At 42.9% G+C, this 17,748-nt stretch carries 15 protein-coding genes and 1 pseudogene; 9 read left to right on the top strand and 7 right to left on the bottom strand.

What is annotated here, in order from left to right; genetic code table 11:
- Nucleotides 1-243: 243 nt before the first annotated feature.
- From AB0756_RS02895 to AB0756_RS02910, 4 genes are all read left to right on the top strand, one after another.
- On the top strand, nt 244-1,269 hold the full coding sequence (locus AB0756_RS02895; protein ID WP_038082881.1) for an ABC transporter ATP-binding protein: 1,026 nt from the start codon (nt 244-246) through the stop codon (nt 1,267-1,269).
- Complete coding sequence (locus tag AB0756_RS02900) at nt 1,270-2,082, top strand: ABC transporter permease (RefSeq protein ID WP_038082882.1); 813 nt, start codon at nt 1,270-1,272, stop codon at nt 2,080-2,082.
- A 99-nt stretch (nt 2,083-2,181) separates the two neighbouring features.
- Nucleotides 2,182-4,074, top strand: coding sequence for a Gldg family protein (locus AB0756_RS02905; RefSeq protein WP_050046491.1), 1,893 nt, complete (start codon nt 2,182-2,184; stop codon nt 4,072-4,074).
- A gap of 136 nt (nt 4,075-4,210) precedes the next feature.
- On the top strand, nt 4,211-4,834 hold the full coding sequence (locus AB0756_RS02910) for a DUF4340 domain-containing protein (protein ID WP_038080459.1): 624 nt from the start codon (nt 4,211-4,213) through the stop codon (nt 4,832-4,834).
- Between the two features lie 161 nt (nt 4,835-4,995).
- On the opposite strand, the pseudogene AB0756_RS02915 reads toward AB0756_RS02910, so the two are convergent.
- Together AB0756_RS02915 and AB0756_RS02920 are read right to left on the bottom strand one after the other, a co-directional pair.
- Nucleotides 4,996-5,157 (bottom strand): annotated as a pseudogene (locus tag AB0756_RS02915) (IS630 family transposase); the annotation flags it as partial.
- Between the two features lie 260 nt (nt 5,158-5,417).
- Entirely contained in the window at nt 5,418-5,549 is a 132-nt protein-coding gene (locus AB0756_RS02920) for a hypothetical protein (protein ID WP_408019768.1), read from the bottom strand.
- On the opposite strand from AB0756_RS02920, the gene AB0756_RS02925 reads away from it, so the two are divergent.
- On the top strand, nt 5,535-8,048 hold the full coding sequence (locus AB0756_RS02925) for a two-partner secretion domain-containing protein (RefSeq protein WP_050046492.1): 2,514 nt from the start codon (nt 5,535-5,537) through the stop codon (nt 8,046-8,048). The genes AB0756_RS02920 and AB0756_RS02925 overlap by 15 nt on opposite strands.
- A gap of 70 nt (nt 8,049-8,118) precedes the next feature.
- Complete coding sequence (locus AB0756_RS02930) at nt 8,119-8,289, top strand: hypothetical protein (protein ID WP_153021412.1); 171 nt, start codon at nt 8,119-8,121, stop codon at nt 8,287-8,289.
- Here the strand turns inward: AB0756_RS02930 and AB0756_RS02935 are convergent.
- The 5 genes from AB0756_RS02935 to kdpA are packed head-to-tail and all read right to left on the bottom strand — an operon-like array spanning nt 8,284 to nt 13,413.
- Nucleotides 8,284-8,496, bottom strand: coding sequence for a glycine-rich domain-containing protein (locus AB0756_RS02935; protein WP_050046493.1), 213 nt, complete (start codon nt 8,494-8,496; stop codon nt 8,284-8,286). The genes AB0756_RS02930 and AB0756_RS02935 overlap by 6 nt on opposite strands.
- Nucleotides 8,497-8,511: 15 nt before the next feature.
- On the bottom strand, nt 8,512-9,156 hold the full coding sequence (gene kdpC, locus AB0756_RS02940; RefSeq protein WP_038080458.1) for a K(+)-transporting ATPase subunit C: 645 nt from the start codon (nt 9,154-9,156) through the stop codon (nt 8,512-8,514).
- 2 nt (nt 9,157-9,158) lie between these two features.
- Nucleotides 9,159-9,440, bottom strand: coding sequence for a potassium-transporting ATPase subunit F (locus tag AB0756_RS02945; protein ID WP_038080457.1), 282 nt, complete (start codon nt 9,438-9,440; stop codon nt 9,159-9,161).
- Nucleotides 9,441-9,462: 22 nt separating this feature from the next.
- Nucleotides 9,463-11,616 (bottom strand): potassium-transporting ATPase subunit KdpB, encoded by a 2,154-nt coding sequence (kdpB, locus tag AB0756_RS02950; RefSeq protein ID WP_202048683.1) that lies wholly within the window; start codon nt 11,614-11,616, stop codon nt 9,463-9,465.
- A gap of 51 nt (nt 11,617-11,667) precedes the next feature.
- Complete coding sequence (gene kdpA, locus AB0756_RS02955; RefSeq protein ID WP_038082577.1) at nt 11,668-13,413, bottom strand: potassium-transporting ATPase subunit KdpA; 1,746 nt, start codon at nt 13,411-13,413, stop codon at nt 11,668-11,670.
- Between the two features lie 600 nt (nt 13,414-14,013).
- Here kdpA and AB0756_RS02960 point away from each other — a divergent pair.
- The 3 genes from AB0756_RS02960 (at nt 14,014) to AB0756_RS02970 (ending at nt 17,736) form a co-directional block, all read left to right on the top strand.
- Nucleotides 14,014-15,114: a sensor histidine kinase gene (locus AB0756_RS02960; protein ID WP_038082578.1), complete on the top strand. Its 1,101-nt coding sequence runs from the start codon at nt 14,014-14,016 to the stop codon at nt 15,112-15,114.
- 1 nt (nt 15,115) lies between these two features.
- Nucleotides 15,116-15,787 carry a response regulator transcription factor gene (locus AB0756_RS02965; RefSeq protein ID WP_038082579.1) on the top strand — a complete coding sequence of 224 codons (672 nt, stop codon included), beginning with the start codon at nt 15,116-15,118 and terminating at the stop codon, nt 15,785-15,787.
- A gap of 221 nt (nt 15,788-16,008) precedes the next feature.
- A complete protein-coding gene (locus AB0756_RS02970) occupies nt 16,009-17,736 on the top strand; it encodes a diflavin flavoprotein (protein ID WP_038082580.1) in 1,728 nt (575 codons plus the stop codon).
- Nucleotides 17,737-17,748: the final 12 nt, after the last annotated feature.

Consider the following 17,748-nt stretch of genomic DNA (forward strand, 5'->3'; position numbering starts at 1 on the left):
TAGTAGAGGTATCTTTAACCCGCCTGGATATCTTCCATGAGATTGCGATCGCATCTACAGTAGAAACACAGTTCTCTTAACCGCTAAATTTTTAACATATTTCGAGCTTTAAAATACTGGTTGAAACTTTTAACTTTTGACTTCCTTAATGGGGTTAGCTCATCCTCTATGCATGGCTCTCTAGAAGCTCGCACCACAAGATATTATGGTTGGAAACCCTATCCCTCATACTCGGCACCACGAATGATCGAAGTTGAAAAGTTAACTAAAAGATACGGTTCTACCCCAGCCATCGCTGATGTCACGTTTAATGTCGAACAAGGAGAGATTTTAGGCTTTCTCGGTCCAAATGGCGCTGGCAAAACAACAACCATGCGTATTTTAGCTGGTTATTTACCAGCGACAAGTGGAACGGCTCGGATTGCTGGCTTTGACGTCCACGATAACTCCTTAGCTGTGCGCCAACGCATTGGTTATCTCCCTGAGACACCTCCTTTGTACCCGGAAATGACCGTTGAAGGATTTTTGTATTTTGTATCGCGGATTAAAGGAATTCCCGCAGGCGATCGCACGGCAAAAGTCAAAGCAGCATTAGAAAAGTGTAACCTCGAAGATAAGCGCCACACCATCATTCGCAAGCTTTCCAAAGGGTACCGCCAAAGAGTAGGCATAGCCCAAGCCATTGTCCACGATCCACCAGCGATTATTCTTGATGAACCCACTGTTGGACTCGACCCCAGGCAAATTATTGAAGTCCGAAATTTAATTAAGAGTTTGGCAGGTAGCCATACAATTATTCTTTCGACTCACATTTTGCCAGAAGTAAATATGACTTGCAGTCGCGTAGCAATTATTAATCGAGGTAACATTGTAGCAACTAATACTATAGATAATTTGATGTCACAGTTGACGAGAGGCTCGGGATATGAAATAGAAATAAAGGGAGAAGCCAGCCTCGCCAAACAAATGTTACAAAAAATACCAGGTGTGGGTTTGGTAGAATCAGTTCCCACAGTGGCAATACAAGGTCATAACGATCTAAAAGATAACCGATCTCACCTGCGAGTGCTATCACAACCGGGAACTGAACCTGGTGAGGAAATTGCAACAGCGTTAGTGCGTGCGGGATTTAGTTTATGCGAAATGCGACGTGTTAGCGCTACTCTGGAAGATGTCTTTTTACAACTGACAACAGCAGAAAAGAGTTTGGAGATGGAGACAGAAACAGCAGAAGCCAAGGAAGGAGAAAAGGAAGGAGAAGCCGCTTAGATGGGTATAGTACTGGGTAATATTATTGCCATTTATCGCCGAGAGCTACAAAGCTATTTTGTATCGCCTTTAGCGTATGCTGTCGCAGGTGTATTTTGGTTTTTATCTGGATTGTTCTTTGTGCTTATTTTGATGGGACCGGAGGGTATTTTGTCAACAGTTGCTGCCTATGATTTACAAGGACAACAACTAGGAGTATCAGTTCCGCCAATAGATGTTCCTTATGAATTTGTACGTGCTTTTTTAGACAGAATGGGATGGCTGTTGTTATTTGTGCTGCCTATTCTTTCAATGGGTCTTTATGCTGAAGAACGCAAGCGAGGCACTTTGGAACTTTTATCCACATCCCCCATTACAAACTGGGCAGTCGCTGTCGGGAAATTGCTAGGAGTGCTGACATTTTTTACAACAATGGTGATGCCCATGCTAGTGTTGGAAGCGATCGCGTTAAGTGCATCCAATCCACCAATACCAGCAACAATTCCCCTGCTCGGTCATTTAGCGCTCATTTTACTAGCAGCAGCTATTTTATCCTTGGGAATGTTTATTTCCTCCCTAACAGACAGCACAATATTATCTGCAGTTCTCACATTCGCATTAATTTTATTACTCTTATTCCTGGATTTAATTGCCAAAAATATAGGTGGTTCTCTAGGAGAAGCAATAGGGCATCTATCATTGCTGAAACATTACAACACACTGGTACAAGGTATTTTTGATACCAGCAGCTTGCTTTTATTCTCCAGTTACATTATTCTGGGAGTTTTTCTCACAGCACAATCAATTGATACACTACGATTCCAACGTTCATAGTTTGTTGTTCGTTGTTAGTTGTTCGTTGTTAGTTGTTTTACCTACTACTAACAACTAACTACTGACCACTAACCACCAACTACTAACCACTAACAAAAAATGAAGACGATTGCTAAAAAGAAAATTTGGAAATATTTAGTTTGGTTGGGTTCTTTTCTTATAGCGGCGGGCGTGACTGCAGGGTTGGTATCAGAAAATTGGGGACTCATACCATTAGTACTTATAATTACAGGTACTGTTGTCATTGGATTGTGGCTGATATGGCAAAACCAACAAAATAATTGGTGGGCAAGACGTTCCACTCAAGCCAGTACCAATGCCCTATTTGCAACTTTGGCAGTTTTGGCAATTCTGGGGTTAGTTAACTTTTTAGGAACTCGCTACAACTGGAGAACTGACTTAACAGAAACCAAATTGTTTACCCTTTCTCCCCAGTCACGAGAATTGGTACGTTCTTTAGAAACTCCTGTTAAGGTGTGGGTATTTGATGCCAATCAAAATCCATTAGACCGGGATTTGCTAGAAGATTACCGACGGCAAAACCCAAAATTTAAATTTGAGTATGTCGATCCGCGTGGCAGACCGGGACTAACACGCAAGTTTGGTGTTAAAGAAGATGGAGAAGTCTATCTAGAATCTGGAGATAAAAGACAATTAGTACAGGTAGTGAGTCAGCAAGAACCTTTATCTGAAATAAAGGTTACTAATAGCTTGCAACAAGTCACTAACTTAGGTTCAGCTAAAGTTTACTTCCTTCAAGGTCACGGGGAACATCCAATTTCAGGCAATGAAGAAGGAATATCGCAAGCCATCAAAGCATTAAGTGATAGAACTTACACCACATTACCACTTAATCTTGCAGAAAATAAGGGCGTTCCTCAAGATGCTACTGTTGTTGCGCTTGTAGGTCCAAAACGAGCACTGTTTGAAAGCGAAGTGAACGCTTTACGGCAATTCCTCAATCGGGGTGGCAATTTACTGATCGCGATCGACCCCAGTATCGACCCAAAACTTAACAGTTTATTTGCTGAATGGGGTATTAGGTTAGATAATCGTTTGGTAGTGGATGTTTCTGGAAGTGTAGGGCTCGGTCCTGCAACACCTTTGGTGAGAGAATATGGAAAACACCCCATCACAAAGGATTTTGGGAACGGCATTTCTTTTTATCCGCTAGCACGAGCAATCGATATAACACCAGTAGCTGGTGTAGAAGCCACTCCTCTTCTCCTGACAAAGCCATATCCAGATAGTTGGGCTGAAAGCGATCTAGAAAGTGAGGATTTGAAGTTTAACCCAGAAAGCGATCGCAAAGGACCTTTGACATTAGGTGTTGCATTAAGGAAGAAACTAGCAGCTACACCTCCAACCCAACCCAACTCCATCCCTACACCCACAGCATCCCCAACACCAACCACTCAAGCCAGCCCTGCGGCTACCACCAAAGCGACTTCTAAACCAACTTCTTCACCAACAACTCAAGCCAAAGCTAACCCCAGTCCCAGTGCAAAACCCACAGCCACTGCATCACCAACACCAACAACTCAGGCTAGTGCAAAACCCACAGCCACTGCATCACCAACACCAACAACTCAGGCTAGCCCGACTCCTACAGCCACTGCGTCACCAACACCAACAACTCAGGCTAGCCCGACTCCCACAGCCACTGCATCACCAACAACTCAAGCACAAGGTAGCTCCCCCCCTCCTACTTCCCCTACCGCTACAGAATCGCGGATGGTCGTGATAGGAAATTCAGGCTTTATTGTGAATAACTTATTTGAACAACAGCTGAATAAAGATGTCTTTTTGAACTCAGTCACATGGCTCAGCCAACAGGACAGACAACCTCTATCAATTAGCCCCAAAGAAGTTAGAAACCGTCGCATTAACTTAACATCGGCTCAAGCCAATCTTTTAGAGATATCATCTCTGTTTGTTTTACCACTTATAGGGTTATTAGCAGCAGGTCTTCTTTGGTGGATCAGAAGGTAATTTTTTGTTAGTTGTTAGTAGGAGCGGATTGACTTACGCTCTTACCTACCCTTTATTCATTAGAAGTTAAGGCACTTATAAATCAACTTTATTTGATGTAAAGAGTCACTAACAACCACTAACCACTAACTCATTTATGAAACTCCAACGAACAACTTTAATTTTGTTACTGATAGCATTAGGTTTAGGAGGATTTGTTTATTTCTATGAAATTAGAGGTTCATCTCAACGCGAGGAAGTTAAGGACAACAAGCAGCCAATTTTCTCTTTTCAAGAAGATGATGTGCAGTCTTTAACAATTAAAACTCAAAATCAAACTATAAATTTAGAACGCAGTGGGAAGCCTGAAGGAACGAAGTGGTTGATGAAATCTCCTTCAGTTGTCCCAGCAAGTGACCCAATTGTCGGTTATTTGATGAATTTGCTCGTGGAAGGAAAAAGCGATCGCACTATACCCATTTCAAACAATCAGCTATCAGAATTTGGCTTAGATCGACCTCAAGCCACTATTGATATAAAACTTAAAAACCAACAAAATCATCAGTTAATTTTGGGACAATCTGATTTTAACCGCCGTTTTCTCTACGCTCAAGCAGATCCTTCCGCTCAAGCAAAAGGCAATCTTAACGTGCTATTAGTTTCTACAGATTTTGAAAATGCTGTCAAGCGCGACCTTTCTGAGTGGAAACAAGAGGCAGAAGACAATACCAGCAAACAATCAACACCCAGCGCTCAGCCTAGCCCGACAAGTAGAAAATAGACATTTGTTTTTTAATTATTTTTCGCTAGGAATAAGAAGCCAGTACACTTTTGCAACGTTCTTGGGAGCTACGAAACCATCAAGAAATTACCTTCTAATTGAAATTAGCAGCTAGTAGTCCACCAAGAAAATTATGACAGGTGTAAATCAGGATATAATCGTTAGAATTTAACTCTGGCATCTGAAGCCGCAAAACGCCAATCAATTTTCACTTTTTGTTTATTACGTTGTTCTTCCCAAGCATTAATTTCTTGGCGTAAAGTCTCAAGCTCGGGAATGCGACGCTCTAAGCATTGGCGTAAGAGAACAGAGATTTCAATTTCTACACCTCCACATTAGCTTGTCAAAATAATTTTGGCTGACTACTAGTCAGTGAGGTGATTTTGATTGAAGAAACAGGAGAGATTAAGAAGCTAGGGTAAAATTTAATTAAACGCTATTGTACCTAACAAAAGCTCTATAATTCAGAAATGGCAAATCTTTTCGGAAAGTGACAGAAGCTGTTAAGTGGCGTTCGCGAAGCGTGGCGGAGGCAATCGCCCCTCATGGATGAAAGAAACCTTGCGATTTCTTAGGAGAGGGATTAGAGGTTGAGGCAAAGTATGGTTCCTGATGTTGGCGTGCGCTTGCTGTCAGCTAATTGTGTAAAACTGGAAATAATGTGACTCAAACGACGACGACAGAGATTGGCAGATGCAAGATGAGCAGGCGGCATCTAAAAACAGGGGTTTTGTTGAGCATTGCTGTGTGGCAACTCAGTTATGTTCAACCGCTCGCGGCTCAAGTGATTCCTGATAACACGCTTCCTGTAGGAGAGAGATCGCTTGTCACAGGCAATCCCAATTATCAGATTGATGGCGGAGCAAAACGGGGTAGCAATTTATTTCACAGTTTCCAATCGTTTTCTGTCCCCACTGGGGGTAGTGCCTACTTCAACAATGCAACTGATGTGCAAAACATCTTCACTCGTGTCACAGGCAGCTCGAGAACCAATATTGATGGTGTGATTCGAGCAAATGGAGTAGCCAACCTGTTTTTGCTCAACCCGAATGGCATTGTGTTTGGTGCAGGAGCGCGACTGAATATTGGTGGCTCGTTTGTTGCCAGTACAGCTAACAGCATCAATTTTGCTGATAGCTTTCAGTATAGTGCCACCAGTCCCCAAACGACACCGTTATTGACTGTTAGCGTTCCCGTTGGCTTACAGATGGGAGTAAATCCGGGGCGAATTGCAGTCCAGGGGAATGGATATAACTTATCAGGTACACTTCCTGTCATCACCGCTTTAGTTAGAGGCAATGCCTCAACAGGTCTTGTCGTGCCAGCAGGACAAACCTTGGCATTAATTGGGGGAGACATCGATATCCAAGGAGGTGTGCTGACGGCAGAGCAAGGACAGATTGAGTTAGGCAGTGTGCGGGATGGAATTGTGAATTTAGGGAAAAAGTTTACTTTAAACTATCCAGGAATTCAAACCTTTGGCAATATTCACCTCTCACAGCAAGCATTAATTGATACTAGTGGCTCACCAGGTGGCTCGATTCAAGTGCAGGGCAATCGAGTTTTGCTCTTGCATGGCTCACTCATGTTAATTCAAAATCAAGGCGAGCAAGCGGCAGGAAACCTGCGTGTTAATGCTGCTGATTCTTTGGAACTGAGTGGAATCAGTTCCAGCGGTCAGTTGAGGGGTGGGTTGAATACGGAAACCATTGGCAGTGGACGGGGAGCGGATGTTGCTGTTTCAACCCGACAATTTGCGATTCGAGATGGTGCAGGCATTGTTACTCCTTCCTATGGTGCAGGTCGTACAGGAGATGTGACGGTTTCTGCTGATGATTCTGCCCAATTGATTGGATACGTATCTACTTTGGTTAGCAATATCTCCGCTTTGGCTTACAGTTCTGGAAATGTTGGAAATATCACCCTATCTACTCGACGGTTAAGTCTGCTTAATGGAGCAATTATCGGAGCCACCGCTGGAGATGGCAGTGGCAATGCAGGAAATGTGAATATTGATGCAACTGAATCGGTAGAACTGATTGGAGTCGGATCGTTCACAGTCAGTAATGTGAGCTCCTCTTCTAGCTTAAGAAGCACTGGAAACGGCGGAAATGTCACGATTAACACCTCTAGGCTGGTGGGTCGGGACGGAGGAAGCGTCACGGCTTTAACCTTGGGGACGGGTAGAGCAGGTAGTGTCACCATCAATGCAACTGAATCTGTAGAACTTAGCGGTATCGGGCAAGTTCCTCTTACCGATCTTCTTGTTCCCAGCCAAGTGAGTTCTTCTGCCCAACTTTTTTCGGCAACTGTGTTTCCAGAACGACGCATCCCGAATCAAAACTCTGGAGACGTGACTATTAACACCGGACGATTGAGCGTGACTGACAGTGCAAAAGTTGATGTCAGTCATGAAGGCACTGCTAGTGCTGGAACTGTGCGAATCAATGCCAATTCAATTCTTTTAGACCGCAAAGGAACGATTAGTGCGGCGACCGCATCTGGTGAAGGTGGTAACATTAACTTGAGCGTGCGGGATGTTCTGTTGCTTAGCAATAACAGTCCGATTACAGCTTCTGCTGATGGCACTGGTAACGGTGGCAACATCAGAATTAAAACCTCTTCACTCGTTGCTGTCAAGAATGAGAATAGTGACATCCGTGCCAATTCTGTCAATGCTCGTGGCGGTAATGTCATAATTAATGCCTCTGGTATCTTTGGCACTCAGTTTCGCCGCCAAGACACTGCTAGTAGCGACATCACCGCTTCTGGAGTTAACTCAGCCTTAAGTGGTACTGTCCAACTCAACATCGAACAACCTGACCCCATATCTGGCTTAGTTGAACTGCCCGTGACCCTGGTTGATTCATCGAACTTGATTGCGACTGGCTGTCCCGCTACTGAAGGCAATTCCTTCGTCATCACTGGGCGGGGTGGTTTGCCTCCCACTCCCGAACAACAATTAGATGATGACGCTGAGTGGCTTGACCGTCGTCGGTTAACAGTGAGTGGCTCACCCCAAAATTCCTCCTTAGAGCATCCTTTACCTGCTTGGACTTCTCAATCTCATAGCGAAGGAAGTTCTCCAATGGTGCTGGTCGAAGCGACCCGATGGCGCACTACCCCCACAGGAGAGATCGTACTTTTCAGCGATCCACTCGCACCAATCAAGCAATCTCCATCAATTCAATTAAGAAATTGTCAACAAAGGTAATTAATACAGTATATTTCGGGTAAATGAAGTACACCAGTAGGGGCAAACGACCGTTCGCCCTTACACTTAGGTGTACCTCATTCAGATACAACGTATTCCTAATATTGAAACTTTACGTCGAGAAACTAATGCTTGGGAAGAACAACGCAATCAACAAAAATCTAAAATTGATTGGCGTTTTGCGGCTTCAGATGCCAGAGTTAAATTCCAACGATTATATCCTAATTTACACCTGTCATAATTTTCTTGGTGGACTACTAGAAGGTTGTTCTCTCCATTCATCAAAACGAATTTGACTTGGTTCGTAGGTTGGGAAAAGTGTACTATTGGGATAGAGGTAGATTAAATGCAGAAACATTTTGTAACGAGCGATCGCCCGTGATGTAAATAACATCCAACTAACAAAGTTAAAACAAACAAATGTTTGGACTTTTTTTGGCGCAATCATATCAATTTTTCTGATTTAACTAGCAGATTTTAATGCATCTAGAGCTAGATTTAATTTCAGAACATTGACCCCAGGTTCACCAAATATCCCAAGAAAGCGACCATCAGTATTTTGATTAATTAAAGTTTCTAACTGTTGGGGTTGGAGTCCTCGCGCCTTGGCGATACGAGCAACTTGCGCTCTGGCTGCTTCTGGGGTAATGTGGGGGTCAAGGCTGGAACCCGAAGTATAAACTAGATCGGCGGTAGGTCGCACGCCAACTGTTTTTAATCGGTTCAAATCGCCTTCAACCCGTTTGCTGGGATCTGGATCGTCTTTACCTTTGATACGTTCTAGTAATGCTGGATTGCTAGGAGCTAGGTTACTGGCACCAGAAACTCCTGTTTTGAGAACTCCCCCCTCATCTTTGTTGGGATCGGCAGTGCTGTAACTGGTGGTACTGGGGCGAGAGTTAAAATAGCGATCGCTTGTAAAGGGTTGACCGATTAAGGCAGAACCTACAACTTGACCTTGGGCATTTTGGATCGCACTACCATTGGCTTGAAATGGAAATACAATCTGTCCAAAAGCAATCATCGCAAACGGATAAATAACAGCGCTAATTACCCAAAGGACTATGGTAGAACGAATTGCTCTGCTAGCTTCTGTGGTAAAACTCATTCTTATTTCTCCGGTACAAACATGACAAAAAACAAATATGTAGAAAGACTTAACGTTACCAGCCCTAACAGTCCTAATGCCCAAGCTTGAAAGTGGGAAAACTGTTCCCCAGTAGCAGCACAGACAACAGGCGCAACTATGAGGTTAAAACACATTGCCAAGAAGAGATACAGAGGTAGTTTTTGTCTGCGCCACTGCAACCAAATTTCATTGACTTCTGTAAGTACCAGGGCAAATACTTGAGGGAAAAGAATAGGACGAATGTGTATGCGAGGGGGTTTCATAGTAATTTTGAGCGAGGAGAAATTAAGACAAAGGTAAAATGATATCAATAAGTTTGATGGCAATGAAAGGTGCAATAATACCGCCCAAACCGTAAATAAGGATGTTACGTCTTAAAAGCTCGTCTGCTGTCAAAGGACGGAATTTTACTCCTTTGAGTGCAAGAGGAATCAGTGCGGGAATAATCAAAGCGTTGTAAATTAGTGCCGAGACAATGGCAGATTGAGCGCTTTTTAGTCCCATAATATTCAGTGCGCCAATGCCAGCCGCCGCAAAAATAGTGGGAATAATGGCGAAATACTTGGCAATATCGTTGGCGATGGAGAAAGTTGTTAATGCCCCACGGGTAATAAGTAATTGTTTACCAATCGTCACTAAATCGATTAACTTAGTGGGGTCGGAATCCAAGTCCACCATGTTTGCAGCTTCTTTAGCAGCTTGTGTACCAGAGTTCATTGCTAAACCTACGTTAGCCTGAGCCAGTGCAGGTGCGTCGTTAGTACCATCGCCAGTCATTGCCACTAACTTACCTTGAGATTGTTCGGAGGAAATGACGCTAATTTTAGCTTCTGGTGTCGCTTCTGCTATAAAGTCATCAACTCCGGCTTCTTTTGCAATAACACTAGCAGTAATGCGGTTGTCACCTGTTAGCATAACAGTCTTAACACCCATGCGCCGCAATTGGTCAAAGCGTTCCCGCAAGCCCGGTTTGACAATATCTTTGAGGTAGATAACACCGAAAATTTGGTCGTCTTGACAAACGGCTAAAGGTGTACCTCCCAATCGGGAAACGCGCTCGTAGGCTACATCCACATCTTCAGGAATGCGACCGCTACGAGAACGGACGAAGCCCTTAATCGCATCGACTGCCCCTTTACGGACTTGCTTTCCATTGGGTAAGTTAGTACCGCTCATCCGGGTTTTAGCTGAGAATTCCACACCTTCTGCACGTTTTAGGTCGAAATCAACTCTGACACCAGAATTTTCTGCTAGTTTGACAATTGACCTACCTTCGGGTGTTTCATCAAATACACTGGCGGCTAGAGCAACTCTTGCCACATCGGCCACTGTGTAACTATTCACGGGGAGAAACTCATTAGCCATCCGATTTCCCAAGGTAATAGTACCTGTTTTATCTAATACAAGTGTATTTATGTCGCCACAGGCTTCTACTGCTCGTCCAGATGTTGCAATAACATTAAATTGGGCAACTCTATCCATACCAGCAATACCGATCGCACTGAGCAAACCACCGATAGTTGTAGGTATTAAAGCCACCAAAAGAGAAATCAAGATAGCAACGCTCGCACCTGCACGCAAACTATTTCCGGCTTCCGTTCCAAACACTGTGCTAATAAAGTTAGCGATGTAGCTAGTAAAGGGAGGCATGGTTGCCACGACAATTAGGAAGACTTGTGTCAGTACGGCTAACAATACTGTTAAGGCAATCTCATTAGGAGTTTTCGTCCGTTCTGCGCCTTCTACGAGGGAAATCATGCGATCGATAAAGCCCTGACCGGGATCGGCTGTAATGCGAATTATCAATTCGTCGGATAACAGCCGCGTACCACCTGTCACTGAACTTGCAATATCTGTACCTGGTTGCTTGAGTACGGGAGCAGATTCCCCAGTAATTGCTGACTCATCCACCGAACCAATGCCTTGAAGGACTTCACCATCAGCAGGAATCATATCATTGGCAATGACTTTCACCAAATCATTTCGGCGCAATTCTGTAGAATTAACTTGCTGAATCGAACCATCAGGCAGTATTTTGCGAGCCACAGTATCGGAACGTGTTGACTTTAAAGAATCTGCTTGTGCCTTACCACGTCCTTCAGCTACTGCTTCTGCAAAGTTAGCAAACAGAACTGTGAAAAACAGAATTAAGGTAATTAACCCATTTAACAGGCGTTGCCGATCGACATCCACCTGTAAAGTGCCAAATAAATTCGGGTCAAGAGTTACCAGAAAAGTGACAATTGTCCCTACCCAAACCACAAACATCACTGGATTTTTGACAGCAATTCTCGGATGGAGCTTGACAAATGACTCTTGAATGGCTCTTTGATAAAGTAAGCGCATATCTGCTTTAGGTATGTGTCGGCGCGAGTCACGAGTTCCGTAAGGAGAACGGGGGGGACGGGGTGAAGAGGATGGTTCTACGTTAGTTGTCATAAATTCTTAAAGACAAGGGAGACAAGGAGAACAAGACAGACCAATGACCGCTTATCCAATACCTTTAGCAATCCAAAAAGCTTCGCTGATGGGACCGAATGCCAAAACTGGGAAGAATGTTAGCGCACCAAGGATTAAAATTATACCTGCGGTTACACCTGTAAATAATCCAGTATCAGTTCGCAATGTTCCAGTAGTGAAAGGAACTTGTTGTTTGCGGGACATACTATCCGCTAGTAAGAGCAGTCCGATAATTGGGATGTAGCGTCCAGCAAGGAGACTGAAGCTAGCACTCAGGTTCCACCATAAAGCAGTTGCAGTAGTTTGCGTACCAGTTGCAAGAGCCAAAGGTGAGGGTTGAGAATCCCCTAAGCCTTCAAATCCCGAACCATTATTAGCTGCAGCAGAGGCGTATTCATAGATGACTTGAGCAAAGCCGTGAAAGCCGGGATTGCTGATTCCTGCTAGTTGGTCGGGAAATGCTAAAGCTATTCCAGCAGGAATCATAATGGCGATAGGGTGAACCAAGAGAATGAGAAAACTTGCCAGTACCACTTCACGCTTTTCTATTTTGCGTCCAAGGAATTCTGGTGTACGCCCTACCATTAAACCTGTAACAAACACTGTCAAAATTAGGTAGGCAAATAAGTAAGCTGTTCCCGTACCCTGACCTCCCCACACAATTTGCAGGAACATATTAGACAGGGTCACAAATCCCCCATTGGGCATGAATGAGTCATGCATACTATTAACTGCACCGCACATCGTACCCGTTGTACTGACAGCGAACAATGCAGATTGCGCCCAACCAAATCTGACTTCTTTTCCTTCTAGGTTCGGTTGCGTACTTCCTAGTAGTCCATTTACTGCTCGATTGCCATCATATTCACCAATGGCAGTCATGATGATAAAGGCGACATAAATCACACCTACCATACCGTAGACTAACCAACTTTGTTTGGTGTTATTAGCAAACAAACCATAGGTGTAAATTAGAGATGTAGGAATAGAAAGCATTGCTACAATCTCAATTAAGTTAGAAAACCCATTGGGATTTTCAAAAGGATGTGCTGAGTTGATAGCAAAAAAGCCGCCGCCATTTTCTCCTAACTGCTTGATAATTTCAAAATGAGCCACAGGACCGCGAGCGATCGCTTGACTAATGTTAGGGTCTTCTAAGGTGGGGAACACAATTGGTCCTGCTAAAGTTTCCGGTACTCCAGCAACCATCAAGGCAATCCCACCTAGGACACAAATAGGTAGTAAGACCCTTGTAATACTGCGGGTTAAGTCTACATAAAAGTTACCCAATGGTCTACCAGTCAACCCACGAATAAAGGCAATAGCTACAGCAATCCCCGTTGCTGCCGAAGTAAACATATGAAACCCCAGCCCAAACATTTGGCTGCCATAACTCATGTAGGTTTCACCTGAGTAATGCTGTTGATTGGTATTGGTAATAAAGGAAATGGCAGTGTGCAATGCTGTATCCCAAGTTGGCGCACCTAGATTTGTAGGATTGAGGGGCAACCATCCTTGATTGATAATTAGCAAAAACACAAAAAAACCCATAACAAAATTACTGTACAAGATGGCTCTTGCATACTGAACACCTGTCATATCCTCTTTAGTTTGAACGCCTATCCAAGAGTAAATTGCTCCCTCGACAGGGTTCAAAATAGGATCGAGCAAAGTGCGCTGTTCTTGGTATACAAAAGCCATGTATCGCCCAAAAAAGGGAGTTATTGCTACTACAATGAGTAACGTTAATCCTATTTGAATCCATCCTTGTAACATGAGTTATATCAGTTGGTAATTTTTAATTAAGAATGTCAAAACCTATTTCAAACAATAGATATTAGTTAAATTCAACATGGTTCAATGTTTCATAACAAATTCCAGGAATGGCTAGACTTATCAATCTGCTGTTTGTGTCAATTTATTTACATTATTTATTGATTTTGAAATAAAGACAAGGGACAGGAGATATAAAAATAATATAAATTTTTATATATTTAGCGTTTAGGTGTTTCTATATCTAGCGTTTAGTTAAATATCTCTCCTGTTTAGAACGGTTAGATATCTTCTAAACGTTATTTTAGATTGTTGCAAGTCACACAAATCATAAATGATTTGTGTGAAAATCCACCCTCCTAGCTAATGCCGTCTCCTTGATGTCTTGGGGAGACTACAGGTGGCAACCATAATTTCAAATTCTTATATTTCATTTAGGACTGCTAATGGCTAATAGCTAATTGCTTTTTGACCATTAGCTATTAGCCATTAGCCATTAGCAATCAAATTGTTTTACAATTGATTTAGGAGTACTATGTTAAGATAAGAATTTAAGTATTTGTTATAAAATCAATAACCTTTACGGTCGAGAATATATTCTAAATGCTTCTATTTCTGGCGAAATTCTTGCCTAAAAACTCAAAATCTAGCAAATTAACGATTGTATTAGGTCTGTTTCTCACTGTCATATTTATGGAGTTTGGAACACCTACCGAATACTTGTTTGGCTATCTTTATACAGGTCCAATATTATTGACCAACTTATGGTTTGAGGGAATTGCAACTTTTCAGGCAACAACTTTAGCTGTGTGCTTAACCATTTTAAATCTTTTTTTACCAGGGGGTGAAAAGATCGAGCTATATACAATTGCCAGTAGAGCGATCGCCTCAGTGGCTTTAATTGTTACTGGTGTACTAAGCGAACGGTTGCGTCGTTCCCAAGAAGCGATTACCCTTGCCCGTGCCAAGCTAGAATCTCAAGAGGAATTAATCAAAGTCAGAGAAGATTTTGCTTCTACACTCACCCACGATCTAAAAACACCACTGCTAGGAGCAATTGAAACAATCGCAGCATTTCAACAAGCAAAATTTGGTCCAGTCTTACCCACTCAGCAACAAGTCTTAGCAACAATGGCACGCAGTCACAAGACTTCCTTACAACTTTTAGAAACTTTACTAGATATCTATCGCAACGATATTGAAGGATTAAAGCTGAACTTAGCACCTGTAGACTTAACTAATTTAGCAGAAGATGTGGCTAATAGTTTGATTGAATTAGCCGCAAATCGTCGCGTTCATCTCTCGGTTAATTATTGTGAATCTGATTGGCGACGGGCATTGTGGGTTCGGGGTGATGCACTGCAACTGCAACGAGTTTTTAACAATCTTTTAGTGAATGCGATTAATCATTCGCGACGTGGTGCAAAGGTGGAAGTCGTCTTGGAAGGACAAGCTTCTTACCAAGTCGTGAAAATTTTGGACACAGGTGCAGGGATTCAACCAGCACAGATCCCTTATTTATTTGAACGATTTTATCAAGGGCATAGCGATCGCCAAGCCAAAGGTTCGGGATTGGGGCTTTACTTATCTCGTCAAATTATTGAAGCCCACGGAGGTATAATTTGGGCAGAGAACAGAGTCCCAAATGGTGCTATGTTTGCTTTTAAACTGCCTGTCTACCCCTTTCAATCTCTAACTGTGTGATATGTCCTCTATCCCAATTAAAATTCTGCTTGTTGAGGACGATGAACTCTTCCGCTTGGGCTTGCGCGTGCGATTGCAACAAGAACCAGGGTTAGAGATTGTCGCTGAAGCTGAAGATGGTGAAACAGCGATCGATTTAGTTAAGCAAACTTCTCTAGATGTGGTGCTGTTAGATGTGGGTTTGCCAGGAATTGGGGGAATTGAAGCTTGCAGACAGATTAAACAGCAAAATGCCCTACTGCCCGTTTTAGTTCTCACTTCCCATTCACAAAAACCCCTTATTACACGCTTAATTGAAGCAGGCGCACAAGGCTACTGTCTTAAAGGAATTGCTGCTGAAAAATTAGTTTTAGCACTGCGTTCTGTAGCGAGTGGTGCTTCTTGGTGGGATGCAACTGCAACCCAAGAAATTCGTTCTTTCTTGAGAGCCGAACTCACTCAATCTGAGCCAGAAAACATCACACCGCTTTCCAATCCACTGACTCAGCGCGAACAAGAAATTTTGTCACTGTTAGCTGTCGGAAAAACCAATCAAGAAATCGCTCATGCGTTGTACATTGCACCAGGAACAGTGCGCGTTCATATTCACGCGATTTTACAGAAATTAGAAGTGAGCGATCGCACTCAGGCTGTAATTGTTGCTTTACAAAAACGCTTGATTAAAACTAGCTAAACCCAAGCCCAATCTATTTACCGCAGACAGAAACACGTATTGTTTTTGCTTACAGTCACCATAGGAAAGCTACGCAGTTAAGCTATCTCTATCAGTCATAAAAAAAAATTATATTTAAATAGCATTGTAATTTCTTCAAGTTATAAATATAGTTCTTTACAGAAGCATATAAAAATTCATCTAACACACAACAACATATTAAGTTGCACCCGGAGGCTCTTATGGTAGCACTGACCGAGCGAGTTCAGCGCAGACTGACGATACATTCTATGGAAATTTCCCCCGATACAATCACAATCCGCAGCTTGGATTGGGATCGCGATCGCTTCGATATTGAGTTTGGTCTCCAAAACGGCACAACTTACAATTCTTTTTTGATCCAGGGCGAAAAAGTAGCTTTAATTGATACCTCTCATGAAAAGTTTCGCCAGTTATATCTGGATGCTTTAGCTGGGCTCGTTAACCTAAATTCACTCGACTATTTGATTGTCAGTCATACTGAGCCAGACCACAGCGGATTGATCCAAGACATACTAGCGCTAGCGCCTCAAGTCACTGTTGTCGGTTCAAAAGTCGCAATTCAGTTTCTAGAAAATTGGCTGCATCAGCCATTTAAACAACAAATTGTGAAGAATGGCGATCGCTTGGATTTGGGTAACGGACATATTTTGGAATTTGTCATTGCACCAAATCTGCATTGGCCTGATACAATATTCACTTACGATGCCAAAACACAAATTTTGTATACCTGTGATGCCTTTGGCATGCACTATTGCGATGACCACACCTTTGATGAAGACTTAGCCCTCATTGAAGAAGATTTCCAATACTACTACGACTGTCTGATGAGACCAAACGCTCGCTCGGTGTTATCTGCTCTCAAACGGATGAGCGAGTTACCTGCATTGACGACTATTGCTACAGGTCACGGTCCCCTACTCCATTACAACTTAACCGATCTTGTCAATCGCTACCGACAGTGGAGTCAAGAACAAGCCAAAGCAGAAACCACTGTTGCTGTCTTTTATGTCTCTGATTATGGGTTTAGCGATCGCCTTTCACAAGCTATTGCTCACGGTATTACAAAAACTGGCGTAGCAGTAGAAATGATGGATTTAAAATCAGCCGATCCTCAAGATGTCAAAGAATTAGTCAGTATTGCTAGTGGATTAGTCATTGGAACCCCACCAATTTCAGGTGCTTCTGCAGCTTCTGCTCAAACAGCCCTCAGCACTATTCTGGCTGTAGCGAAGTCCAAACAATGTATTGGCGTATTTGAATCTGGAGGTCAAGATGGTGAATCTGTCTATTTACTACTCAATAGGTTTCGAGATTTGGGCTTAAATCCAGCTTTTTCGCCAATTGTTCTTAAAGAAACACCAACAGAAACAACATATCATTTGTGCGAAGAAGCTGGAACCGATATGGGACAGTGGCTGTCTCGCGATCGTAGCATCAAACAACTCAAATCCTTAAATTCCGATCTAGAAAAAGCTTTGGGACGGCTCAGTAATGGGTTATATATTCTCACTGCTCAAAAAGGAAATGTTAGCAGTGCGATGTTAGCTTCTTGGGTTGCCCAAGCTAGCTTCAAACCCTTGGGAATAACAGTTATGGTAGCTAAAGACCGTGCTATTGAGTCTTTGCTACACGTAGGCGACCAGTTTGTTCTCAACATATTAGAAGAAGACAACTATCAGAAATTAATGAAGCATTTTTTGCAACGCTTCCATCCTGGTGCCGATCGCTTCGCAGGTATCAAAACTTATGCTGCGAACAATAATTGTCCGATATTAGCAGATGCCCTTGCTTATATAGAGTGTCAAGTCCAAAGCCGTTTGGATTGCGGCGATCATTGGGCTGTCTACAGCACTGTCTCTGTAGGTCGTGTTTCAAAACCCGATGCTCTCACTGCTGTTCACCACCGCAAGATTGGGAATCATTACTAAGTAGCTAATGGC

Origin of the sequence: Tolypothrix campylonemoides VB511288_2, from assembly GCF_045999855.1 — a bacterium.
GTDB lineage: Bacteria > Cyanobacteriota > Cyanobacteriia > Cyanobacteriales > Nostocaceae > Scytonema > Scytonema bouteillei_A.